The organism is Bdellovibrio sp. SKB1291214, from assembly GCF_002209355.2.
Classification (GTDB): domain Bacteria; phylum Bdellovibrionota; class Bdellovibrionia; order Bdellovibrionales; family Bdellovibrionaceae; genus Bdellovibrio.
The window spans coordinates 2,672,534-2,696,519 of the sequence record NZ_CP106855.1 but is presented as its reverse complement, the minus strand read 5'-3'; the positions used below and the strand labels follow the sequence as shown (position 1 = coordinate 2,696,519).

Genomic DNA, 23,986 nt, shown 5'->3' with positions numbered 1-23,986 from the left:
CCGTCTCATATTGAGACACTGGGTCCGCCTTCATTTCCAATCCATTGAATTTAGGATGTCTCGAGTTGGTACTCATTTTGAACTCCCCCCTGATATGGGTAAGTTACGCCTGATCTTTACTATTTTACTTTCAACCATGATTCTGACTACCGTGGCACACGCGGCCGCTGAAGTAACCCTTTATCAGTGGCTTCCATCAGGGCAAATGGCGGCGCCATTTATTCTTCCTGTGAAAGCAGGAGAAAAACCGGAAGCGGCCGCGGAACGGTATCTTTCAAATTTAGAAAAACATCCTGATCTGATGGAACTGTTTCAAGGGAAACGTCCTGATATGCGGATTGAAAACCTGACTCCGCTGGATGCAGACCGAGACAATCGAACGCTGTTGATAGCCAATCTTCCGAAAGACTATGGAATGAATTCACAACGCGTAAATAGTTTTAAGCGGATTTTTGCCCAAGCAGGACAGGTTAGCTACATTCTGCCGATCAATGCAAACTTGGGTCTCACTCTGGCAGAAACGCGCAGTTTGTTCGATAAAATTTCGATAAATTTTTCGATGATGGTGGCCATGGGTGGTGACGATGTCGACCCTGCCTTTTACAAAAAAGAAAATCTGCACGCTCGCAACACCGTTCCGACTCGCGACCAATTTGAAATTGCGCTGATCAAGAATTATGTTGCAAGCGAAAAAGGCTTTTTTATGGGAGTTTGCCGTGGCTCGCAGATCGCCTCCGTCGCCTTAGGATACACACTTTTACAAGACGTACCTGTGCAAGTCGGCCCTGAACTGCCGCATGCAGATGATTGGCACGACATCAAAGTTAAAAAAACAACCCACGGAATATTAGCTTCTCTGTTATCCGAAGGCTCATCGACGTTAACGGTGAACTCTTTGCACCATCAAGCCGTGAAATTCAAAGCAGGTGGTCCTTTGGAACTCGCTGCCACGGCAGCTGATGGAGTCACTGAAGCCACTGAATTCAAAAATGGTCGAGGCATCCTACTTCAGTTCCATCCAGAACTTATGGATAACGATTTAGGAAATAAGATCCTCTGGAGAATTGTGCAACAAAAGGCGAAAGTCGCCCCTAGCAGCTGTTCTAAGGTCTTTTAGCTTTAAGTCCAATTTTCTCGTCAAAATTTCAACTGATCCTCTAATCTGCCGATCTCTTACCTACATCTTTCAAAAGGTAGGACGTTATGAAAATCGGCTTTTGGATGACAGCGTTTGCGTTCACATCTTCCGTGGCAACCAATGTTGCACATGCACAAACCTTAGAAATCAAATGGGCTGGCAGCGAACATCTTTCTTTAGGTGAAAGCGGTGCCTTTGCGGCGTGCCGCGAGCTTGGCATCAGTAAAGCAGACTGCCCTGTTACCGAAATTCCTCGTGCAGATAAAAAGATTTTCTTCCGTTACGGCGAAATTTTGATGTCGGCTGACTTTTACAATAACCCTGGTGAAATGTACGCTGATAAACGCAAAGGCATCAAGCATGTGATCAAGTGCACTCACGATGAGATCCATGGCGACAAACCAAAAACATGTAACGGCGTTGCGACCTTGTTTTCCATGCCAAAATATTTGGGTGTCGTAACTAAGAACTATAATCACTTTGGTTGGTATAACATGAAAGATTATGTTCGCTATCACCAAGAAGCCATCGACAAGGCCTTGCAGTCTTATGAGCTGAAGGACTCGAATCCAGCTAAAAGCATGCTTTTATTGCAGCAAGCATTGATTGCAAATGCTTTTGCGGATCATTATTTAACAGATGCATTTGCCTCGGGTCACGTACGTGTGCCTCGCGTGCAAGTCGTGGAATGGGCTAAAGCCAATCTCGAAGGTTTTTTAAAAAAGAACCGCGGCGATCTGATCACTATGCTTTTGCATGACAACGAAAGTAAAAATCTACGCACGGGTGTCGAGGAAGCTTTCCCTGTGGCAAATTCTTATGGAGATCAATGGGAAACGCGCGGTGATGGCCATTTACAAATCGATGAAAATCCCTTAGATCCGGTTCGTCTTCATCCTGAACACGCCGTTAGAGAATCTGTGAAAGAAGTTTTAGTGGCAGCTTTCTATGGACAGGAACCGAAAGGTGTTTTTTCCGCGACATGGATGGTTCCGTTTAGTAAAGATATTCCTTTTTACGAAAAGTTTTCGGCAGATTATCAGCACATGAGTAAAATGGATTTCGTAAATTCATTCTTCCGCGAACAACCCTTGATCAAAGCGACTCACGTGGTGCGCTATGATTTAGGGCGCGCTTTAAATGCGATGCCCAGTATCTTTGCGGAATTTAGGAAAGCAGTTCGCAAAGATATTCAAACGACACCCGAGCTGTCTCGTCGGCTTCCTGCCCGCTACTTGGAAGCCTTTAGCAACGTTCAATAACGTCATCTAACAGCCATAGCAGCACTTTGTTGCGTTGGCTCGTGACTCCCCAGATGCTATGAGTTAAGTCCTTAGTATCTGCTTGTTTCCGGCTGTGCCGGAGCAAGGAGTTGGGGGAGTTATCAAAAAACAAATCATCATCGCGTCTATCGTATCCGCTGTATTAGCGATCACGTTGGTTTTTACATTAAAGTGGTATCAAAATCGCCAACCCGATCTGGGTGGAGATTTCACGGCAAATTACAATGGCTCATCCTGGAAATTTTCAGATGATTCTAAAAAATTGAATCTGTTGTACTTCGGGTATGCGAAATGCCCTGATGTCTGCCCGATGGCTTTATCTTACACCAGCCAAGCATTCGCTTCTTTAAATGAGGATCAAAAAAAGAACGTGCGTCTGATTTTCATGAGCGTAGATGTGGAGCATGATACTCCGGCCAGTGTGGCGACGTACGCGAAAAACTTTGATCCTACTTTCATTGGACTCAGCGGAACTAAAGAAAACATCGACACCGCGGTAAAACTATTCGCAGCAAGCTATATTGAAGAGAAAGATCCCAAGTCCTACTTAGGATATTCGATTTCTCACACAGATCGTATTTATTTCTTGGATAAGGACGGTATTGTTTTAGATACTTTGCCTAATCCCCGTTCCGCCGACTCTATTGTCCAAAAAATTAAGGAGAACCTATGAAGTCTATGATTCTTTCAGCAGTAATGATCTTGGTTTCCTCTGCAGCCATGGCAGCGGATATCGAAATTTCCAATCCACACGTTTTTGTTCCGCTAAAAGGCACAAACACGACGGCTGGTTTTGGTACAATTAAAAACACCACAAAGTCAGAAGTGACGATTAAAGTCGTTGATGCAGCTCCCTTCAAAGCCGTGGAACTTCACGAGTCTTCTGAAAAGAACGGTCGTATGACGATGTCCAAAATGGAAACTATCAAGGTTGCAGCTGGCAAAATATTTGAATTAAAACCAGGCGGCAACCACATCATGCTTTTCGATGCGACGAAACCCGTTGAAGAAAAGCAAACGGTGGCCATCAAACTTCTCGTTAACGACAAAGAGCAAATCGTAAACTTCCCGGTAGTTTCCCGCTTGAACAAAGAAAGTAAAAAAGAAGAACAAAAAGAAGAACATCACCACCACTAAGTAGATGACTTTCTTTGTTAGTCCAAAACCAGAAAAGGCAGACTAAACATCTGCCTTTTCTTTTTAATAGAGAGAAAAAAACGGTGGGGACAAAGTAAGCTTTCTCCTCTGGACAAAGTAAGGCCGTACCTTTTTCAGCACGTACCTTTTTCCGCAACTAGAGTGTTGTCTTGAACCGTTGCCAGCTGAAGCCGATGGCGGCGACGGCCATGGCTGCTAAGATCGAAACATCATAGAGTACGAGATTTGCGTCCCCGCCTTTTAGCATGATGTTTCTTAAAAGATCGATGTAATAGGTGATGGGATTAACATAAGAAAACATTCGCATGGCCCAAGGCATGTTCTCGATAGGAAATGCCAAACCTGACAGCAGCATTGCCGGTAACAAAAATAAAAAGCCACCCATCATGGATTGCTGTTGGTTCTTAGCCAATGTGGAAATTAATAAGCCAATTCCAACGGTGCAGCAAATAAACGTGAAGCTTGAAAACATCAAGACCCACAAACTGCCTCGCATCGGCAGGCCAAAGATGAAAACCGCGACAGCCAAGATCAGGGGAATATTACTCATTCCCAGAAGAACATAAGGAATGGTTTTACCCATGATCACTTCTTCGGGTTTGACGGGGGCTGCGATCAAAGTTTCAAACGTACCTAATTCCTTTTCCTTGGTGATGGACATACTGGTTAAGAGGATCGTAATCAGACACACTAGCATGCTCATAACGCCAGGAACCAAAAACAAAGCCGTGCGCATAGCAGGATTATACAAAACCCTGACGTCGAATTCCAAAGGTGGTTGAATCTTGTTTTGCTGTCGTGCCAGCTGAACTGCATTCACATAACGTTCAATGCTTTGCCCACGAGTGACATTGGTGGCGTTAATCAAAAGTTGCATCTGACCTTCACCCCGCCCGATGCTCTTATCCAAGCCCCCTGGCGGCGCCACTAGGACCGCATCGGCCTCGCCCCCTTGCACTTGTTTGTAAGGGTCTGATGTACTTACCTTGGCTGGAATAAACCATCCCGAGGCAATGCAGTCTCGGTATAAATCCATCAAGGCAGAGTCTGTGGGTGCACCAAAAACACTAAGCCTTATGTTACGCGCCTCTGTCGACAAAGCAGTCGCAAAAATGGTGAGCTGAATACAAGGTGCCACGAATAGCAAAATCCGCATGCGGGGGTCACGCAGGGTTTGCAGCATCTCTTTTTTCATAAAGCCCCAAAGAGTCTTCATGGCTCCACATCCTTTTTAAATTTCCGTGTCGCTAAGGTCAGCATCCCTAATAGCAAAAGACATAACATTCCCAATGATGGCAGAATCTGCATAAGACCACTGCCTTGTAGAAACAACTCGCGGCTGATTTTGATAAACCAACGTGCAGGCAAAAGCATCGTGAAGTAATAGAAAAATGGCGGCATGTGTTCGGTTGGGAAGATAAAACCAGAGAGCAACATCGATGGCAAAAGACCCGATAGCATCGCAAACTGCATACTTAGTTGCTGACTGCGAGTCAGGACCGAAATCAACAGCCCTTGCGCCAAATACGTACATAGAAAAATCAATGCTGAAAACATATAAAGAAGGAAATTTCCCCGAAACGGAACTTGGAAAACAACCTTTGACATCATAAATACAAACAGAATCGATACAATTCCCATCACTGCGTAAGGTAATAACTTACCGATAATAATCTCCAAGGGGCGCACCGGCGTTCCCAAAAGCAGTTCCATCGAACCGTTTTCCCATTCACGGGCGACCGTTAATGCCGTTAGTAAAATCGATAAGATTGCAATGATCACCGCAGCCAAACCGGGCACGACGAACCATTGACTATTCAATTCAGGATTAAATAAAAAGCGGGAATGAATTTCCACGGGAAATTTGAAATCAGCACCGGGAAATTCTTTGGCAATTGCAAGCTTTTGAACACCACCTAAGTATCCCACTACAGAAGCTGCGGAGGAATTATCCGCACCATCAATTAATATCTGCACCTGTGACTGCCGGGTTGGTATTAAATAGCGAGCAAAATCAGGTTTGATAATGAGAGCTGTTTTAGCCCTGCCGCCATCCAGCGCCTCTGTGGCGTGCATAGGACTGACAACGTATTTGGGAATAAAATATTTAGAACTGATGAAAGAATCAATCAGCACTCGCGATTCAGCCGTTTTACTGCCATCATAGATCGCCAACGGAATTTTATCCATGTTGAATTCAATCGCAAAACCAAAGAATAACACCATCACGATTGGCATAACGATCGCGACCGCCATTGTGAAAGGATCACGCACGATCTGAAAAACTTCTTTTCTCGCGACAGCCCAGACAGACCCTTGCATTACGTGGGCACTCCTTCAACTTGCGCAATAAAGACATCTTCAAGACTGACAGATTTGGGATTTTTATCGGGAAAGGAATGCTTTTTCAAATTCACGGGTGAATCCAATGCAATCAGCTCTCCATCCTTCATCAACGCAATACGTCCGCACTGTTCAGCCTCATCCATATAGTGCGTCGTCACGAAAACAGTTTTTCCACGGGAGGCCAACTCCCCAATCAATTGCCAAAAGCGCTGACGAAAGGCGGGACTCACTCCCGCTGTGGGTTCATCTAAAAAAACGACCTGGGGGTCATGCAGCATCGATGCGACCAAGCTAACTTGTTGCTTGATCCCACCCGGCAAATCACGAACCATGGTTTTTTCGTTTCTTTGGAATTTGATAAAATGAAGAAGCTTTTCTTTGTTTTCTTTAAATTTATTATCTTCGATTTTTCTTAAGGCCGCGGTAAAAGCTAGGTTTTCAGCGACAGTCATATCGTCATACAAAGTGAACTTCTGGGACATGTAACCGACTTGTTGTTTTACGGAAATTGAATCAGTGCGCACATCAATGCCGCAAACCCGTGCCTCACCCTCTGTGGGAATAAGTAATCCGCAGAGGACTCGAATGGTTGTGGTCTTTCCTGCCCCATTCGCACCTAAAAATCCAAATATCTCTCCGGGCCTAACCGCAAATGTTACGTTTTTTACAGCATAAAAATCGCCGAACTTTACCGATAAATTTTTGACCTCTACAGAATGTGTGGAAGCTTGATCTTCACGGGTCATAGCGAAGCCTCGGCATCCAATGACGAATCATAGCGCAAGAAGACCTCATCGAAGGTTTCGCACTTTTCCGTTCGAAGTATTTCTTGCGGTGATCCCTCGATCAATGTTTTCCCATCAAACAACAAATGGACATCTTCACATTTTAAAGCTTCATCCATGTAAGATGTCGTAACCAGGATCGTGATATTTTCTTGATCGCGAAACTCATACAAGAGCTTCCAAAAATCCCTACGACTTAAAGGATCCACACCATTCGTGGGTTCATCTAAAAATAAAACCTCCGGCGAAGCGAGGAGCGCACACACCAACCCCAATTTTTTATACATTCCACCGGATAATTGGGAAGCCAAGCGATCCTGAAAACGATCCAACCGAGTCATTTCTAAAAGCTTCTGACTGCGAACTCGAAACTGCTGCTCTTCCAAGCCATACAAGGTTTTAAAAAACTCCAAGTGCTCGTGAATACTTAATTCACCATAAAGGCTTTGTGTTTGGGGCATATATGCCAAGGTCCGGCGAACATCACTAAATTCAGCAGTTTCACCATCTTTTAGATATTTAATTTCACCTTTATCTGGCCTTAAAAGTCCCATCAGATGACGCATCAATGTAGTTTTACCTGCGCCCTCAGGACCGATGATCCCATGAACCCGTCCATCAGCAAATTCCATGTCGAGTCCCTTCAGCGCTGGCACTTTCTTCATTTTTTTATGAAGATTGAAAACCTTTATTTCCATTCCAAAGTCATTCCGGGTTTCAAAATGCCTTCTTTGTTTTCAAAGCGGATCTTGACCCCATAAACCAATCGCGTGCGCTCATCGCGAGTTTGCACATTCTTAGGAGTAAACTCAGCCTCGGGATTGATGAACTCAATGACTCCGGGAAATTTTCTATCGTCCATCTCTGGCAACGTGGCTTCGACCTGTTGATTCAGTTTTAAAGATGCGATTTCGTCGTGTGGCAGATAGAAGTATGCGTAGACTTCCTCGAGATTACCAATGGTAAAGAGCTTAGCTCCTGGATTTACCATCTCCCCTTCTTCAAAGTATTTGGTCAGAACGGTGCCCTTAAGAGGAGACATGACCTCACACCAACTCACGCGAGTCTGCAGATCTTCTTTTCTGGTGCGGACCTGGTCATAGGCTTCCGCGGAGATATTTCCGCTTTTGTACAAACTGGCATTACGACGAAAGGTAGAATTCGCAAGTTCATAACTGATTTTCAGATCTTCACAGGACAATGAAAGCAGTTTTTGGCCTTTATCAACGACCATGCCTTCTTTGACAGGAAGCGAATTAATTACCGCTTGAACACGTGCGGGAATGTCTACCTTGGTCACTTCGACAGTGCCGGCGTATCGGAAACTTGTGCGGAAAAGATATTGGCGAATTAGAAAAGCAGTGATGATCAGAACGACGATGATAACAACTGGAACGATCTTTTTCTTGTTCATGCTATAAAGGCTAGCACCTTCATAAACAAACACAAATGTTAAAAATGAAAAAGCCGATGTTACAAAACATCGGCTTTTTTCATTTGCTTTGCTTCGACTCCGTCGAAGCAGCAGGTAACTATTTACCTGGGTAGAACCAGCAAAGTGGTCTTGTTCCTACAGCGTCACGAGGAGCGTAGCAAGAACCTTGTTTGTAGTCTGTGTCAGACAAACGATCGTTGATTGCAACCGGGCACAAAGCACCTTGGAAATATGTATCCAAGCGGCATTGAGTTTTCGGGTGAGAATCGTCTGTGCGGCGAACGACAGTTTTATCTGGAGTATCGAATTTTGGAGCAACTTTATCTTTAGAAAGATCCATGAACAAGTTAGCTACTTGTTGACCTGCTTCAGATATACGTTGGCAGATCAATTGATCGTTAACTTCGCGGTATTGCGCTTCGCAAGCAGTTTTAGCAACTGGATCGATAGTCAAGCCAGCAACGATAGCTGCGTTGTCATCTTGTGCGAAGAATAGACGAAGACATTTCAAAGATGCGAAATAGTCAGACGCGCCTTCGTTAGATGCCCAAGCACCACCGTACCAAGAATCGATTTTAGGAGCGCCAGCATTGTGGTGACCCATTTCGTGGCAGGCAACCAAAGCCATACCTTCTACGCCGATTGTTTTGTGACGAGCCAAACCACCGTACATATTAAGGATACGAGTGTTTCCAGAACGTTGAGCAGAAGCATTCACTGTACCATCAGTCCAAAGACGATTGATTTTCAATTTATCGCCTGCAGCTTCAATTTCTGGAGTATAGATTTTCTCAATACGATCCATAACCATCATAAATTGATCTTGCGTGATGCCGCCAGTTTGGAACAAGCCCACTGGAATATACATAGAGTTCTCTGGTACGAACCCGTGGCAACCTTCTTCTACTTTTGATGTGTTGAATGTGAAACCTACAGTTGCGATCAATGCAACAGCGGCCAATCCACGACGTAGCGTTGTGTTTGTCATGACTACTTCCCCTCCTTGAGTCTAGACGTTGAAAAAATGCTACCCTTAAGTCCGCATCAATTACAAATATAAAACTTTAGTCCTGCCGCATGGCAATAAAAAACCTGTTAAGGCGTTCTTGCAGGCCTGCAAGAGACGTGGACGTTCCCGAGTACAAGCGTCTCGTATAAATACGAGTTAAGTAATTTCCGTAAAGATTCGATAAAGCTTTGTATGGGAGATTATGTTTATGTCTAATTTCAAATCTTGGTTTCGCGGACTGCGCGGCAAGCTTTTATTCTCAGCCTTCTTGCCGGTGATCGCTTTCACTATGATTACGATCGTAGCTTTACGTTCCACGAACAAGCTTGGAGAAAAGTTAACCACCGCTTACACTGACATCGTTCCGAATATGGATGCGTTGGGGCAGCTCGCGATGCAACGTGCTCGCGTGGGCTACTTCTTTTGGGCTTCGGTTGGACTTCATGGCGAGTCCCGCACCAAGTTCATCAAGAAAACAGAAGATGCTTGGCAGGATTTCAAAGAAGCTCAAGCGTATTACGAAAAAACTCCATTCGGTAGCGACGAAGAAAAAAACTACAAACTGGTTCGCGAGAACAAAGCTAAATTCTATAAGACCACTGAAGAGTTGACGGAAGCTCTTCGCAAGGACTCCCCAGAAGTTGATGAAAAAGTTCGTGCCTCTTTAAATGGTGGTGAGTGGCATATTTTAGCTCTGCAAGTTCAAAAAATGTCAGAGCAAAACTTCAAATATTATCAAGAACTGGCGACCGAAGAAAATGCAGCGCAAATCAAAGAGCGTAAAGCATTGTCTGAAATGTTGGTGTTGATCGCCGCGATGAGTGTGTTTGCGTTGTTTGGTATCTTGATGTGGATCGCCTACCGTGTCTCTAATACGGTTAGTAGTATCTCTGATAAATTAACGGACTCTGGAAACCAAGTTTCCACAGCCATCGGTCAGTTGTCTTTGGCGGGTCAAACTCTTTCCACAGCTTCCACTGAATCCGCAGCTTCATTAGAAGAAACAGTCGCCTCTTTGGAAGAAATGTCTTCCATGGTTAAAATGAACTCCGATAACGCAAAACAAGCAGCTACTTTGTCCCAGTCTTCTAAAGACTCGGCCGAAGAAGGCCAACGAGAAATGGCAGCTTTGATCCAATCGATGCAAGGTATCTCTCAATCTTCTAAAAAGATCGAGGAGATCATCAATGTTATCGATGACATCGCTTTCCAAACGAACTTGCTGGCATTGAATGCGGCGGTGGAAGCGGCTCGCGCTGGTGAACAAGGTAAAGGTTTTGCCGTAGTGGCTGAGGCCGTTCGCTCTTTGGCGCAACGTTCCGCGGTAGCTGCGAAAGACATTTCATCTCTAATTAAAGACAGTGTTCAACAGGTTGAAAACGGTGCCAAGGTCGCCGACCGCTCTGCTGAAGTTTTAAACACGATCGTGACGTCCGTTAAAAAAGTTTCTGATCTTAATAACGAAATCTCGGCGGCAAGCTCTGAACAAACGACAGGCATCTCCCAAATCTCTCAAGCTATGAACCAACTCGATGCGGGCGTGCAAGGGAATGCGGCTTCTTCGGAAGAAATTGCAGCGTCATCTGAAGAGATCTCGGCTCAAGCTGAATTGATGCGTCAATTGGTGGCGGACTTAAACATGGTTGTGACAGGAGACGAGCACATAGAGGCGACCAAAGGTGAAACTTACCGCAGCCCTTCCAAAAAGGAAGCACCCGCAGGTAAAGTTGTTCAGTTTAAAACTAAGACCGCTTCAGCTTCCCAACCCGGCAAAACAACCGTAGCAAAAAAGGCACAGAGCAGCGCAGCCGCTGATGTGATCCCTTTCGACGATGAAGGTCCAAGAGGTAAAGTCGGAACAACGGATGGATTTTAATCCGTTGCCGACCTTCCAAATTTAGTATTATTCTCACGGGGCATGAAAATTCCATTTAACTTGCCCCCGCATAGCCACAACGAAGAAAAATATATCTCTCAAGCCATCGCCAATCGTAAATTATCTGGCGAAGGCGCTTTCAACAAAAAAGTCGTTGAGTGGTTTAAAACTCATCTGAAATGCGAAATGGCTGTCATCACTCCAAGCTGTACATCGGCTTTGGAAATGGCGATGGTTTTAGCTAACATCGGTCCTGGCGACGAAGTTATTCTTCCTTCGTTTACATTCACTTCGACTGCCAACGTAATTGCCCTGTATGGTGCTATCCCCGTCTTCGTAGATGTTGATGCTGATACTCTGAATATGAACATTGATGCGATGGAAAAAGCGATCACAGCCAAAACCAAGGCCGTTATGCCCGTCCATTACGCAGGGGTCGCGTGCCAGATGGATCGCATCATGGCCTTATCCGAAAAGCATGGTTTCATCGTCGTTGCAGATGCGGCGCAAGCAATTTTCTCCTCTTATAAGGGCAAACCAACAGGCGCTTGGGGGCACATGGCCGCCTATAGCTTTCACGAAACAAAGAACATCGTGTGCGGCGAAGGCGGAGCTTTAATCATTAATGACAAGCGTTTCGTTGAACGTGCAGAAATCGTTCGTGATAAAGGAACAAACCGTCAGCAGTTCCTCAATGGCCAAGTTGACAAGTACACTTGGCAGGATAAGGGTTCCTCCTATCTGCAATCGGAACTTGCTGTGGCCTTCCTGTATGCCCAACTTGAAGACGGCGAAAAAATCACGGCTCACCGCCTGGCTCATTGGAATCAATATCACCAAGGCTTTGCCGACCTTGAAAAACAAGGTCACATCGCTCGTATGCACGTTCCCGGTGATTGCCAAACCAATGCACATATCTACTATTTTGCCTGCAAAACGGCTGAAGAACGTGGAAAACTGTGGGCTTTCTTAAAAGAGAATGACATCCAATCGACAACTCATTATGTGCCACTACATTCTGCGCCCGCAGGTTTAAAATTTGGTCGCGTTGTCGGGTCCATGGCCGTAACAGATGATTTGGCAAACCGTATCTTGCGGATGCCAATGTATGCGGATTTAAGCAAAGACGAAGTCGCTTTCGTGATCGATAAAGTTCACGAGTTCTATAAAGGCAAATAGGAATAGCTCATGAAACCAGTTCGCGTTCTGCATGTTATTCATTCGTACTCATGGGGCGGACTGGAGCTTTACTCCACAGAGCTGATCATTAAGCTGCAAAACACCAGCGTTGAACAGTGGGTGCTGTGCTTTGCAGGCTCACGCATCGCCAAAGAACTTCACGCTGCGGGCGTTCGCACGATTGAGACTTCTGCAAAAAAACTTTCTAAGCTAAAAGAAGCTTCTTTAGTTCGTAAAGCGATCTCAGCTCATAACATCACTCACCTCCATTCTCACACCCGTAAAGACATGTGGGCGACGTGTGTGGCTCGTTGGTTTAATGGCGAGATTAAACATGTCTACAATCTTTATATGAATGCGTTGCCCAAGCAGGATTTTGTTCACAAAGCCTTATTCCGACGTGTGGATGCCTTGTGCAGTTCTTCAGAAGATATTTTAAAAGACGTTCGTAAGAATTTTCCCATCGCTCCTGAAAAATTGAAATTGATTCGTTACGGACGAGAGACTGATAAATTTGTCTCAACTCCCGGTGCTCGCGATGAAATTCGCCAGAAGTTTGATGTGAAGCCTGGACAAATCGTCGTTGGAACTTTGTGCCGCGTGGATGCGGGCAAAGGAGTTCGCGAACTGGTTGAGTCTTTGGATTATCTTTCCGACGAAGACATTCAAAAAGTACAGATTTGGGTGATCGGCGATCGCACCATCGTAGGTCACAATGATTCTGGCGAAACAACGTATGAACCCGAATCACAAGCTTTGTATGAATGGGTTCAAGCTCGCGCGGCTTCAGATCGTTTAAAAGGTCATCTGCATCAGATTCCTTTCCAACGCGAGTATGTTCCTTACATCGAAGCCTTGGATATCTTTACTTTGGCTTCTTACAACGAAACTTATTCCCTTAGCGTCATTGATGCCATGATGATGGCAAAGCCGGTGATTGGAACAAACGCAGGTGGCACACCTGAGCAAGTTGGCGGCACGGAGCGCGGAATCCTAGCAGAACCACGCTCGGGTCAATCCTTGGCGGAATGTATTCGTTATTACTTAAAGCATCCCGAGAAAGCCCACAAACATGGCGAAAAAGGCCGCGAGTGGGCTTTGCACAATCACAACTGGCCGAACACTTTAAAGCATTTCACAGAGCTTTATCAGAAACTATAAAGGCTGTGGGATTTTAGGAGACGCCGAGGGCGCGGAGTCCTTGAACAACTATCACCACTAGAACATAGGCGAAGACGTTAAAGGCCACAAGCTGGCCCAGGGCCATTTTGATAGAACCGCTTTCCTTTGCTTGAATCGCGACCGTGGTCATACATTGGAGTGCAATCATAAAGAAGATCATAAGACCTATCACACTGCTCATGGTGAAGACCTTCTCCCCGTGTTGATTTACAGCGGTACTCATCTGCGCAAGCAAGGACTGTTGCTGAGTATCTTCGTTGTCGTCTGCGATATTAAACGTCACCGCTAACGAAGAAACAAATACTTCACGAGCCGCAAACGCGGAAATCAAACCGACACCCACTCGCCAGTCAACACCCATCGGAGCCACCACAGGCTCAATCACTTTACCCAATTGACCGGCATAGGATTGTTCAAGCTTGTCGTGGGGATTTTCGATATTGTAGTTCGGGAAGTTTGTTCCCACCCAAATGATCACAGCAAAGACAAAGATCATGGGACCTGCACGCTTCACGTAGTTCATCGTGCGAGTCAGAGACTGACGAAGCAGAACGCGCAACTTAGGTTTACGATAAATCGGAAGCTCCATCATAAAGAACGAGTTGTCGTTATGAGGTAAGAACTTATTAACGATTCCCGCAGCTAAGCCACCAACGAATAGCGAACCTAAATACAAGGATGCAAAGACGATCCCTGCCATAACTGCCGATTCCCCATGGAACAAGAACGCAATAAGCAAAGCGTACACCGGCAAACGAGCCGAACACTGCATCAGTGGGATTACGAAAGATGTGATCCAGCGGTCTCGACTTGAAGAGATATTTCTTGTCGCGATGATCGCAGGAACTGCACATGCAAACCCTGATAAGATCGGAACAAAAGAACGACCGCTCATTCCCAGTGCGGAAAAGGGACGATCGATCAACGTCGCTGCCCGAGCCAAGTAACCCGAGCTTTCAAGTAGTCCTATACCAAAAAATAAAATAAAGATTTGCGGAACAAAAACCAAAACCGCACCAAAACTTGATACGACACCGTTTGCCAAGAAATCTGCCCACAAAGTGCCAGGTCCTAAATCACCCACCACTTTATTCAGGAAACTAAAACCTTGATCGACATAATCCATGAATGGAGCTGCCAACCAGAAGATCGAAGAAAACAAAGCCCCCATAATCACTAGGAACATCACCAGCCCAAGTATCGGATGTAATAGCAGGCGGTCGATTTTTTCAGTCGTTGCTACGATCTTTTTCAAACGAACTTCAGGATGATCGGTTTTATGAGAAAGTGCTTCCTTTGCAATGCGATCGCACTCTTTCATTTTTAAATCCAACTCATCAAAATCCCAAACGCGGGGGCGCTTTGGAAATGAATCCAAAGGAATTTTCTGCGCTTCAGCCACGATCTCAAGCAAGCCCCCAGCAAGCAACCCATCAAATTGCACCACAGGGCAATTTAAAGTTTTACGCAAGTAATCCATGTCGATTTCGATACCTTCACGGCGCAAAAGATCGGCCATGGTGATAACCACGATCATTGGAAAACCAGTTTCTTTCACTTGCAAAGCAAGTTGCAAGTGACGCGACAACTGAGTTCCGTCGATCACGACTACAATACCCGTGGCTTCTCCAAATTCAGGATTTTCATAAATAGATTTGATGGTAACGACTTCGTCAGCACTTTTGGGATGAAGACTGTAGGTCCCTGGTGTATCCATCGCCTGGATTCCAGTTCCCAAATGAGGAGCTAATCTCCCTAAAGAGTATTCAACAGTCGCACCTGGATAGTTCACAGTTTTAAACCGAGAACCCGTCAACCAGTTATAAAGAGTTGTTTTTCCAGAGTTGGGAGCGCCGACAAGAGCGATCACACGCTCTTCATTGCCAGCGGCTGCAACGTTTACTATTTCAACGTCACTTGGGCACATGCCGCCTCCTCATTACGCAAAGCCAGGAAGCTTGTTTTAAAGCGAACTAAAAGAGGCCCGCCGAAGGGAGCTCTTCCCAGAATTGTTAGCTCCATGCCTGCACGCAGTCCCATCTCATGAAGACGTTCACGCAAGAGATGCTCCCCTGCGATTTTCAGGATTTCCACTGTCTGACCAGGCTTTATTTTGGTGTCTAACAAAGTCATTTTTCCCTCTGAAACTGCGCGAATTACTAGTTAAGATCATCCCCCCGCAAAGTGAAGTTCTTTACCCCCGGGTCCAGCCGTTGAAAACCAGTTGATAATGAATTTCATCGCGCCCCTCGATCTCAGCCTAAAAGTGAGGACAAATCGAAGACAATGGTCGTGATTTTAGGGGCTTAGATTAAGTTCATCCCCCTCTCACCGATCTGAAACTAGATGCATAAAAAAGTAAAAACCACCTTTGTTGCGGGCCTTGTTTTATCTGCCTCCATCGCGTGCTCGAAAGCAGACGCTGCGGAGGTATTTTACGCCCCAGGATTCTGCGATCCCAAAGCTTTGACTGTCTTTGTTCAGAATAAATCTGCAGAATCTGAAAAATGGTGGACTCAAGTTCACGAAAATGGTGCGATTAAAGAAGGCTATCAAGAACTCGACGGCAAATCAGAAATGAAAGTTGCCGGCACAGACTTCCTTTCCGATAAGCGGGGCTTTTCGCTGAAAGCTGGAAGTGCTAACGCTCTTCGCTTTACTGCAACTTGTGATTCACAAAAGCTTTTATTAAGCTCGACCACTTCACCTCAAGTAACACATTATCTTCCAATGGGGTTATCCTCGGTGAAGCTATCGGTATTAAACCTTTACATGAACTCTAGCGAGGTCACCTTAAAGGCCTTTGATTTGAGTGGACTGCTGATCGAAGAAAAGACTCTGCACTTCACAAAACACTACGAGACGCAGAACTTAAAGTGGAACTTGAATCGTTTAGTAGCACGCATTGAAGCATCATCTTTTCAAAGGTTCCATTCAGAAATCATCTATGGGGATGAGGAAAAACAAAGCCCTCCCCTTGTGATGAATCCCGTCAGACTGCCTGCAGATATTTCCAAAAAGTATTTTCTGATCTCGACAAAAACACCCAGTGAAAACGGATCCTTCGTGATTGCCCTGGATGACGCAGAAACAATTGCGACAGCACGGGAACAGATACGTCGTCCCGAGTTGGAAAAAATCGTTGTCGCGCGAATTGCATTGAACACAGGCCCAGGCATCAACCGCAACTTTCAAGCGCGAGACAAAGCGCCTTATTCCTGGAACGTGACAGACGTGGATGCTTTCGGTGATTTTGCCCACATCGATTGCGATGGAAATCCTGATCTGGTCGAGGAACGCCTGCAACAAAAAATCAACGAAGGCGGTCGTATCTGTTTTTGGCGTTACCGCGTAGTGCGCGAACTGACGCCTTCAGAAGTAAGTACCGGTGTTTTAAATCCCTAGGGAATCGTCGTGGAGGCACCCTGAGCAGTGGTTTCTTCGACTGTCACCGTGATTGACTGAACCCCGTACTTTTTAAATTCCCGATAAAAATCCTCAGCCAATAAACGCGACAAGTTTTCGACGCTTGTGTTCGTCACTGGCAACAGAATCACTTCGGACAGGGGGAATACATAGAAGCGGTCACGGAATGTGACTTCGAGGGATTTCTCGGTGCTTTTGAATTTCATGTCTGGATGTTTTTCCGGCAAAAGCACGATTTCATCCCAGCGATCTAAGGCCGCCTTGATGTATTTTTTAAAGACATTGAAATCCATGAAATAGCCATCAGCGTGCTGAGTATCGTCTGCTGGGGCTTTAATATCCACCTTCACTTGATAATTGTGGCCATGAAGCTTTTCCGCGTGCTTTTCATCAAAGATCAGAAAGTGCGCCGCTGAAAATTTGAAATTTTGCTTAGCCAAATGCAAGGTCGTGGACATATGTCTCCCTAATGGTTATATCCATAGCATGAAATTCGAACTGAAGCAGCATTTTCAAATTGAATCCGCCCGTTTCCTGCCCCATTTGCCAGCAAGCCACCCGTGCTCGCGTATGCACGGCCACAGCTTTAAAATCGTGCTGACTTTAGTGGGCCCTCTTGATGAAAAAATTGGATGGGTGATCGACTACAACGACATTCAAGCCGCTATGAAACCCCTGTTGGAACAGATTGATCACCGGGTTTTGAATGAGGTGCCGGGCCTTGAAAATCCCACCTCTGAACTCCTGGCAAAATGGATCTTTAATCATGCAAAAAAAGTTTTACCGATACTCACTCGCGTGTCGGTAGCGGAGACTCCGGCGACAGAGTGCGCGTACCCAGCATAAAGACGGGTCCAGACTGCGTCGTTTGACAGTTTTAGACTTTAAACTCACTCCATAGACCTTGTAAGATAAGGACTCAGATGGAGTGAGTTTTTTGTTTTTAAAAGGATCGATACTAATCAGCCTTTTAGTTTTGAGCAACGGGGTGTCGGCGGCGCCGAACACACCTGCAAAACGTAACGGAAAAACACCGGTCACGATCACCTCGCAACCGGTACTCACTCCATCGAAAACTTCTCCCCCACCACCACAGACAGCAGTTCCCCCGGTTACGACTTCCGAGGCGACGAAAAAAGCGATTAAATCAGAATATGAAAACTCCCTCCAAGTGGGTATGCTGTTAAAAACTCTCAAGGCTACGACTTCGGGTGCAGGTAACAATCACAACGTCGCTCTTGATCCGAACACTCCCCCTGGTTATGCCCTTGGTTATTCCAATCGTCCTTTAGGTGTTTCGTTGGAGGCTAACGTTGCTTATGGCGCAGCCAAGGCCGATAAAGTAGCGACGTCAGCCGAGGATTACCAACTTCGTTACTTCAGTGGACGCTTGGGTGCTGAATTCATCTATCAACGCTACAAGGGATTCAATCAAAGCCCTACTTCTGATGCGAACAATGACGGCTTTATCACAACTGATGAGTACTCATTACCGGACCTTAAAATTTCGATGCTACAAGCTCAGTTTGAATGGGCTTACTATGGTGTAAGTGCTTTAGAAGCTTTTGGTCCTAACTGGAGAAAACCTTCGGTGGATGGTATCGCGTTTTATGCCTTAATGAGTCTTTCCCAAGTCGAAATAGAAAATCCCGAGCCCTTTCTTCCGCAAAGCACTCCTGCTGATTACGGTGAAGACGCAACTTTGGTTAAAGGAAAGTATCAAAGCATGGCCGCGGGTCTTGGGTCTTCTTACGTGTGGCAGTGGACAAGATTTTATATTGCAGTATTCGGGAGCGCACAGGCGGGCCCGCAAAAACAAGTTTATGAAACGACCACCACTCGCTGGGATAATTTAAAATACACCTGGTGGATTCAAGCAAAGATGGCAATCGGCTACGACTGGGGCCCTTGGTATATGAGCATCATCGGGCACACTCAACCAGTTAACGTGGATTTAAAAACAATGGATATGTCGTTCTTCTCGCAAGCGGCTGGTCTGTATTTTGGCTCCCGCTTTTAGGCCGAGGGGCTTTCGTAAAAAAAAGGACTCTGTGCGAGTCCTTTATTTTTATTTAATCAACGAAGCATTTACTTTCACAGAAGGTCCCAGATCTAAATTATGGGAGAATTTCTGCTGAAACGAAGGTGGATACAACATCACAATCGTTGACCCCATTCGGAACATTCCCAGTTCGTCACCGCGTTTGACCGTCAATGCGGGAGAGTATTTTTTGTGTTGATACTCTGGAACACCCGCCTGATTTCCGCGGATAGTTTCATCGAAACTAAGAACGATGTGACCGACGTTCGTGGCTCCCACAAAGACAACTCCCACGGGACCCATATCGGTTTGGATTTCGACCAAAACACGCTCGTTGATGGAGAATAAGTCTTTAACGTTGGTTGTGGACCATTCGTTGACGGGCCAGAGCTCGCCGGGCATATAACGAACATCGCTAATGCCACCGTCCACGGGAGAGTGCACCCGGTGGTAGTCCGTAGGGCAAAGATAATAAGTCATAAAAAACCCACCATCCCATTTTTTATAGGCGTCAGGGTCCATCGTGAACTCTTTCAGTTCATAGGTGTGACCTTTTGCCTGAATCAAAGTACCCTTCTCAATCGTTTGCGCCTGGGTGATCACGCTGTCAGCGGGATGGACAGCCCACGCCGAGCCAATCGGTCGAAGACCTGGCTTTAATTTGCGAATAAAGAACTCCCCAATGCTGGGGTATTCGTTATAAGCTTTATCGGCTTCGTGAAGGGCGATGTTGTACCACCAGGCGAATCCCTTAACGGAGATACGTGCCCACATTTTAGGCCCTTTAAAATGCATAAGTTTGCCGACGAATCGGCTAAGGCTTCTTTTAGGTAAAATACGAGTGATTGCTGACATATATAAATTATCTAACCGAAGATAGCCCCTTTGTCACGACTCGGGACCTCTGGTATAAGCTTTGAAACAAAATGTTCACCTAGGCGCGTTTTAAGATTTTTAAAACCGCCAAGTTTGGCGCTTAACAGGTGCCCGCGAGGTAAAAGATGGCAAAGATATTTAATAATATCGAGATTCCTATTGATCAGGACCTTGAAGAAAAACTTCAATGGATGGTTCCCGAGCACGGACCGTACCGCATTCTCCGACAAAGCGTTGATGCCAGACGCGCTCACTCTCCCCACTTTGTATATTCGATCGAGGTCGCTGAAAAAGGCGAAACTCTGAATATTCCCGAATTCAATTTAGAAAAAATCGCGACTCCCAAAGAAAAGCCTTTAATCGTCGGCACAGGTCCCGCGGGATTGTTTGCAGCTTTGCGATTTGTGGAGCGTGGAGTTCCTTGCGTATTATTTGAACGTGGTTCTGATTCCGGCGCTCGCATGAAGGGCATCAATCAGTACTGGCGTCATGGTAAGCTCGACACTCGCAATAACGTCTGTTACGGCGAAGGTGGCGCGGGTTTATATTCAGACGGAAAACTTATCACTCGTATTAAATCTCCGCATATTCCTTACGTGATGAATCGCTTGGTCCGATTCGGTGCCCCCGCGGAAATTCAATGGTTGTCAAATCCACACGTCGGTTCAGATCGTATCCGTCGTGTGATTCCTAAGCTTCGTGAATTCTTAAAAGCCAATGGCTGCGAAATCCATTTCAATACTCAAGTGACTGAGATTTTGATGGAAGGAAAACAAACTGTCGGAGTGCGCACTGAACATGGCACTGAATTTAGATCTCCCCATGTGATCTTAGCGACGGGCCATTCAGCGGAAGACATGATCAATCACTTGAACGACATTGGCGTTCATCTGGATGGTAAGTCCTTTGCGATGGGTCTGCGAATTGAACACTCCCAGGCTGATATTAATAAAATCCAATATCGTCAGTTTTCAGAACATCCAAAATTAGGAGCTGCAAACTATAAACTGGCTGATCATGATGATAAAACCGGTATCGGTGTTTATTCATTCTGTATGTGCCCAGGTGGATATGTGTTATCTGCAGGAACTGAAGAGGACGGTATCGTTTGTAACGGGATGAGTAACTACAATCGCAACTCGCCGTTTGCGAATGCGGCGATTGTTGTTTCTATCGATCACAATAAATTATTCGGCAATGACGTCTTTGGCGGAATGAAGCTTCGCCGTCAGCTTGAAACTCAAGCTTTGAAATCCGTTCGCGCGGCGGGTGGAACTAAGGAATTGCCGGCGCAAAATCTTTTGGATTTCTTGGGTGGAACTCATTCTAAAAAAGGACCTCGCGATCTGCGTCCGGGTTCGTCACCTTCCGGTGCGATCAACATTCGTTTGGATGAAATTTTACCTTCCCATATGACGAAACGTATTCAAGAGGGTTTGAATAAGTTTAATCGCAACATGAAGGGCTTTGTTGTTGAGAACGCTCAGCTTTACGGAATTGAATCTAGAACGAGCTGCCCAGTACGTGTGACTCGCGATAACGAAACCCTCCAGTCCATCACTCACGCAGGTTTATACCCCGCAGGCGAAGGCGCTGGTTATGCGGGCGGGATTACGTCTGCCGCTTGCGACGGCATCAAGATCGCAGAGAAAATCATCGAACAACTACAGTAAAACGGTGCCTGGTTCCCTTGGTTTTTGTTAAACCACAAAGCCACTTGATTATCAGGCGGCAGTCCCCAATACTTTCCTCTGGAGGTATTGGATGCACATTTTAGGTACATTGTTGATTGGCTTCCTTGTAGGACTTGTTGCACGTTTCTTTATGCCTGGTAAGCAAGGTCTTGGTATCATCATGACGACAGTTCTGGGAATTGTGGGAGCTGTTGTCGGAACTTATATCGGTCAAGCATTAGGCTGGTATGCGGAGGGAGAACCGGCAGGTTTTTTTGCTTCCGTGTTTGGAGCCATGGTGATTCTGTTGTTGGCGCGCCTTCTTGCTAGAAATTAAATCAAAAAAATAGATTTCACTTCTTGTGAAAAAAAACGCCAGGTTCTGCCTGGCGTTTTTTGTTGGGTTCTATCTTTTCTCCCAAGCTAAGTTATGGAAGGAGCTGGCTTTCGTTTCGTGTTCCCCGGAAACAGCATTAACCGCTGTCAGAAGAACATTGACGCCTGCTAAAATGATAGTCACGTAAACCACTGCTTTTTTGAGTTTGGATATTTTGTTTTGCATAGAGAACTACTATTGCAATCGCCGGGCCTGGGCCTGTTCGTCTATTCTGTTATATTGACTTTTAAATCGGAATTCTCGGAATGAGATTCGATATATTCGAGTTCATCAGAAAATGACGACTTTTGCCGCCAGTCCTTGAATTGCTTTACCAGGGTTGCATTTGCGGAGCGACTTGCAAGGCCTTTTGTTTTAAACCAGGGTCTTGCACACCCATATTGCGAATTGTAAAAGCAGACCGTCTTGCCACCTCAGGGTTTTGCGAATTTAAACCTTGCGACACGATCTGAATCACTTCCTGCGAAGGATTTTGCACGTTTCCTAACACCGACATCGCTGCCGCAGAAATATTGATATCTTTGGAGTACAGCATGGAAGCGACTTTCTTTTGCAGGCCTGCGTCTGCACCGACGCTGGATTTTACCATGCCTAAGGCCTCGACGGCGGTATCAGGATCTGAACTGTCCAACTGGCGAGCCAACTGAGAGACCACACCCGTAGAAAGAGATTTTTTACCCGTTGTTCCTTGCCAGCAGCCGACTACAGTTAAGAAATTGCTATTCTGATACCAGCTTGCTTGAGCGCTGATTTTATCAACGTCTGGAGGGTTTCGAACAGAGCAGAATGCTTGAACCTTGGTGTTGGTTAAACCATCACCTTTCATGGCAGCCGTCATCGTTTTACCCATTTCTGCAGCCACTTCATCGGATGACATCCAGCCGACTTTACCCGCTAAATCCATCAAAGGAAGTTTTGTTTCCAGCACATTATTTAATTTAGGCGTGAGTGATTTGAGCTCTTCTGCGGCAATCGTATTATTTTTAATGCGATTCAAAACCTCTTGCTCGTCAGCAGAGAGTTTTTTCATATTAATCCCGTTTAAATACTCTTCAACCACCAAGAAATGATTTTTACGATCGGGCTCATTTAGCAAAGACTCTACCGTTAGCATCTTTTCATACTGGGACGCATTGGGATCAAATAGCTTACATTCCTTGCGTTCTTCAGGAGCCGCTCCACTGCAGGCCGCCGAGGCCGTCCCCTTCATAGCGGTATTCCATTCTCCATTAAACTTTTGCGCTATCTGACTGCCTTGAGCGACTTGATTCATCACCTTTTGCGCTTCAAGATTATCCAGGCGCTGAGAATAATTTGGAACTTGATTTAAGTACTTCTTAAGGAAAGAAGAAACGGTTTTTCCAGAGGGACCAATAGAATCAAATCCGTAGATTTGTGGCACTCCTGAAAACACTTTTTGCATCGTTGATTTGAAGGATTCGCCGACCGGACTATAGCGTGCTGCCACGATGCGATCAACGTAGGCTTCAGAGATACCGTCGTTTAATAAAACTTCTCGGTACTGCTGAGGCGTGCGACGATCTTTGCCTTTATCCGCTAAGGTGTTGCAACCAAACAAATAAACTTCTTTAGGCTGGGACAAAATTCCATCACAGGTTTTTGAACAGGCTTTTCGCTCTAAGGTTTGTAGAGGCAAAGTTAGATTCGTATCTTCACCAAAGAAAGTACCGCCGAAATGACCCGAGATGATCAAAGCGTCACACTTGACTCCACTTTGGCAGGCTTTATCAAACCAGTTTTTATCGTCGTTATCTGTTTTATAATCCGTGAGCTCTTTGAAATCGACGCCCTCTTTTTTATACTTTGATGTAAAGATTTTTTTCTCGTTGTCGGAATTCAAAGTGATAGTACAAACCGTGCGCTTAGCAAGGGCCGGCATCGAAAAGAGACTCAAAATGAAAGTGAACCAAAGAACTTTTTTGGAGTGCATCCTACCCAGTATAGCAAAATGAGTTCCATCCTGTGAGAACAAACTGAATGCTTGGGGAAAGACCAGGACTTAGACAGTGACTGTTAGGGTATGCAACTTCTCAAATTGAGATTCCCCGAATGAAGAGGCTTATTTCCTTAGTTGTCAGAAATAAATAAGGGAGTCTTGCGACTCCCTTTTGGATGGAGTAAGTAAGGCCGTACCTTTTGGCTGCCTGCAGAACCGCATCGG

At 45.5% G+C, this 23,986-nt stretch carries 24 protein-coding genes; 12 read left to right on the top strand and 12 right to left on the bottom strand.

The genetic code is table 11. From position 1 onward, the window contains the following. The first annotated feature begins 94 nt into the window (after positions 1-94). From B9G69_RS13325 to B9G69_RS13310, 4 genes are all read left to right on the top strand, one after another. Positions 95-1,117 (top strand): gamma-glutamyl-gamma-aminobutyrate hydrolase family protein, encoded by a 1,023-nt coding sequence (locus B9G69_RS13325; RefSeq protein ID WP_265437781.1) that lies wholly within the window; start codon positions 95-97, stop codon positions 1,115-1,117. Positions 1,118-1,203: 86 nt separating this feature from the next. After that, entirely contained in the window at positions 1,204-2,400 is a 1,197-nt protein-coding gene (locus B9G69_RS13320) for a hypothetical protein (RefSeq protein ID WP_088614524.1), read from the top strand. Between the two features lie 94 nt (positions 2,401-2,494). Further along, a complete protein-coding gene (locus B9G69_RS13315) occupies positions 2,495-3,094 on the top strand; it encodes an SCO family protein (protein ID WP_088617083.1) in 600 nt (199 codons plus the stop codon). Then, entirely contained in the window at positions 3,091-3,558 is a 468-nt protein-coding gene (locus B9G69_RS13310) for a copper chaperone PCu(A)C (protein WP_088614523.1), read from the top strand. The genes B9G69_RS13315 and B9G69_RS13310 overlap by 4 nt, the downstream gene beginning before the upstream one ends. Before the next feature lie 157 nt (positions 3,559-3,715). Here B9G69_RS13310 and B9G69_RS13305 read toward each other — a convergent pair whose 3' ends face one another. The 6 genes from B9G69_RS13305 to B9G69_RS13280 all read right to left on the bottom strand — a co-directional run bounded on the left by B9G69_RS13305 (position 3,716) and on the right by B9G69_RS13280 (position 9,133). After that, positions 3,716-4,795 carry an ABC transporter permease gene (locus B9G69_RS13305; RefSeq protein ID WP_088614522.1) on the bottom strand — a complete coding sequence of 360 codons (1,080 nt, stop codon included), beginning with the start codon at positions 4,793-4,795 and terminating at the stop codon, positions 3,716-3,718. Next, complete coding sequence (locus B9G69_RS13300; RefSeq protein ID WP_088614521.1) at positions 4,792-5,901, bottom strand: ABC transporter permease; 1,110 nt, start codon at positions 5,899-5,901, stop codon at positions 4,792-4,794. The genes B9G69_RS13305 and B9G69_RS13300 overlap by 4 nt, the downstream gene beginning before the upstream one ends. Further along, entirely contained in the window at positions 5,901-6,671 is a 771-nt protein-coding gene (locus B9G69_RS13295; protein ID WP_088614520.1) for an ABC transporter ATP-binding protein, read from the bottom strand. Before B9G69_RS13295 ends, B9G69_RS13300 begins: the two co-directional genes overlap by 1 nt. Continuing rightward, the gene (locus B9G69_RS13290; RefSeq protein ID WP_254916764.1) at positions 6,668-7,375 is read right to left on the bottom strand and encodes an ABC transporter ATP-binding protein; all 708 of its coding nucleotides are present in this window, start codon (positions 7,373-7,375) and stop codon (positions 6,668-6,670) included. The genes B9G69_RS13295 and B9G69_RS13290 overlap by 4 nt, the downstream gene beginning before the upstream one ends. Positions 7,376-7,398: 23 nt before the next feature. After that, positions 7,399-8,124 carry an efflux RND transporter periplasmic adaptor subunit gene (locus tag B9G69_RS13285; RefSeq protein ID WP_088614518.1) on the bottom strand — a complete coding sequence of 242 codons (726 nt, stop codon included), beginning with the start codon at positions 8,122-8,124 and terminating at the stop codon, positions 7,399-7,401. 118 nt (positions 8,125-8,242) lie between these two features. Beyond that, a complete protein-coding gene (locus tag B9G69_RS13280; RefSeq protein WP_254916763.1) occupies positions 8,243-9,133 on the bottom strand; it encodes a hypothetical protein in 891 nt (296 codons plus the stop codon). Positions 9,134-9,362: 229 nt separating this feature from the next. Between B9G69_RS13280 and B9G69_RS13275 the strand changes: the two genes are divergently transcribed. Genes B9G69_RS13275 through B9G69_RS13265 form a run of 3 tightly spaced genes read left to right on the top strand, consistent with a single transcriptional unit; the run spans position 9,363 to position 13,370 of the window. After that, positions 9,363-11,030 carry a methyl-accepting chemotaxis protein gene (locus B9G69_RS13275; protein WP_088614517.1) on the top strand — a complete coding sequence of 556 codons (1,668 nt, stop codon included), beginning with the start codon at positions 9,363-9,365 and terminating at the stop codon, positions 11,028-11,030. 42 nt (positions 11,031-11,072) lie between these two features. Beyond that, positions 11,073-12,209: a dTDP-4-amino-4,6-dideoxygalactose transaminase gene (gene rffA, locus B9G69_RS13270; RefSeq protein ID WP_088614516.1), complete on the top strand. Its 1,137-nt coding sequence runs from the start codon at positions 11,073-11,075 to the stop codon at positions 12,207-12,209. Positions 12,210-12,218: 9 nt separating this feature from the next. Next, positions 12,219-13,370: a glycosyltransferase family 4 protein gene (locus B9G69_RS13265; RefSeq protein WP_088614515.1), complete on the top strand. Its 1,152-nt coding sequence runs from the start codon at positions 12,219-12,221 to the stop codon at positions 13,368-13,370. Between the two features lie 13 nt (positions 13,371-13,383). Here B9G69_RS13265 and feoB read toward each other — a convergent pair whose 3' ends face one another. Then, a complete protein-coding gene (gene feoB / locus B9G69_RS13260; protein ID WP_254916762.1) occupies positions 13,384-15,318 on the bottom strand; it encodes a ferrous iron transporter B in 1,935 nt (644 codons plus the stop codon). Next, a complete protein-coding gene (locus B9G69_RS13255) occupies positions 15,294-15,524 on the bottom strand; it encodes a FeoA family protein (RefSeq protein ID WP_088614514.1) in 231 nt (76 codons plus the stop codon). Before B9G69_RS13255 ends, feoB begins: the two co-directional genes overlap by 25 nt. 213 nt (positions 15,525-15,737) lie before the next feature. On the opposite strand from B9G69_RS13255, the gene B9G69_RS13250 reads away from it, so the two are divergent. Further along, complete coding sequence (locus B9G69_RS13250; protein WP_088614513.1) at positions 15,738-16,796, top strand: hypothetical protein; 1,059 nt, start codon at positions 15,738-15,740, stop codon at positions 16,794-16,796. On the opposite strand, the gene B9G69_RS13245 is transcribed toward B9G69_RS13250, so the two are convergent. Continuing rightward, a complete protein-coding gene (locus B9G69_RS13245) occupies positions 16,793-17,275 on the bottom strand; it encodes a 6-pyruvoyl trahydropterin synthase family protein (RefSeq protein ID WP_088614512.1) in 483 nt (160 codons plus the stop codon). The two genes, B9G69_RS13250 and B9G69_RS13245, sit on opposite strands and share 4 nt — an antisense overlap. A 28-nt stretch (positions 17,276-17,303) precedes the next feature. On the opposite strand from B9G69_RS13245, the gene queD reads away from it, so the two are divergent. Beyond that, on the top strand, positions 17,304-17,663 hold the full coding sequence (gene queD, locus B9G69_RS13240) for a 6-carboxytetrahydropterin synthase QueD (protein WP_088614511.1): 360 nt from the start codon (positions 17,304-17,306) through the stop codon (positions 17,661-17,663). A gap of 91 nt (positions 17,664-17,754) precedes the next feature. Beyond that, positions 17,755-18,837, top strand: a complete 1,083-nt coding sequence (locus B9G69_RS13235) for a DUF4421 family protein (RefSeq protein WP_088614510.1) — start codon at positions 17,755-17,757, stop codon at positions 18,835-18,837. A 48-nt stretch (positions 18,838-18,885) separates the two neighbouring features. Here the strand turns inward: B9G69_RS13235 and asd are convergent, their stop codons facing one another. Then, positions 18,886-19,713 (bottom strand): archaetidylserine decarboxylase, encoded by an 828-nt coding sequence (gene asd, locus B9G69_RS13230; protein WP_254916761.1) that lies wholly within the window; start codon positions 19,711-19,713, stop codon positions 18,886-18,888. 146 nt (positions 19,714-19,859) lie between these two features. On the opposite strand from asd, the gene B9G69_RS13225 reads away from it, so the two are divergent. Together B9G69_RS13225 and B9G69_RS13220 are read left to right on the top strand one after the other, a co-directional pair. Then, a complete protein-coding gene (locus B9G69_RS13225) occupies positions 19,860-21,407 on the top strand; it encodes an NAD(P)/FAD-dependent oxidoreductase (protein ID WP_088614509.1) in 1,548 nt (515 codons plus the stop codon). Positions 21,408-21,498: 91 nt separating this feature from the next. After that, complete coding sequence (locus B9G69_RS13220) at positions 21,499-21,744, top strand: GlsB/YeaQ/YmgE family stress response membrane protein (protein ID WP_088614508.1); 246 nt, start codon at positions 21,499-21,501, stop codon at positions 21,742-21,744. Positions 21,745-21,813: 69 nt separating this feature from the next. On the opposite strand, the gene B9G69_RS13215 is transcribed toward B9G69_RS13220, so the two are convergent. Both B9G69_RS13215 and B9G69_RS13210 read right to left on the bottom strand, forming a co-directional pair. Next, positions 21,814-21,969 carry a hypothetical protein gene (locus B9G69_RS13215; protein WP_176400906.1) on the bottom strand — a complete coding sequence of 52 codons (156 nt, stop codon included), beginning with the start codon at positions 21,967-21,969 and terminating at the stop codon, positions 21,814-21,816. A gap of 145 nt (positions 21,970-22,114) precedes the next feature. After that, the gene (locus B9G69_RS13210) at positions 22,115-23,755 is read right to left on the bottom strand and encodes a HEAT repeat domain-containing protein (RefSeq protein ID WP_088614507.1); all 1,641 of its coding nucleotides are present in this window, start codon (positions 23,753-23,755) and stop codon (positions 22,115-22,117) included. Positions 23,756-23,986: the final 231 nt, after the last annotated feature.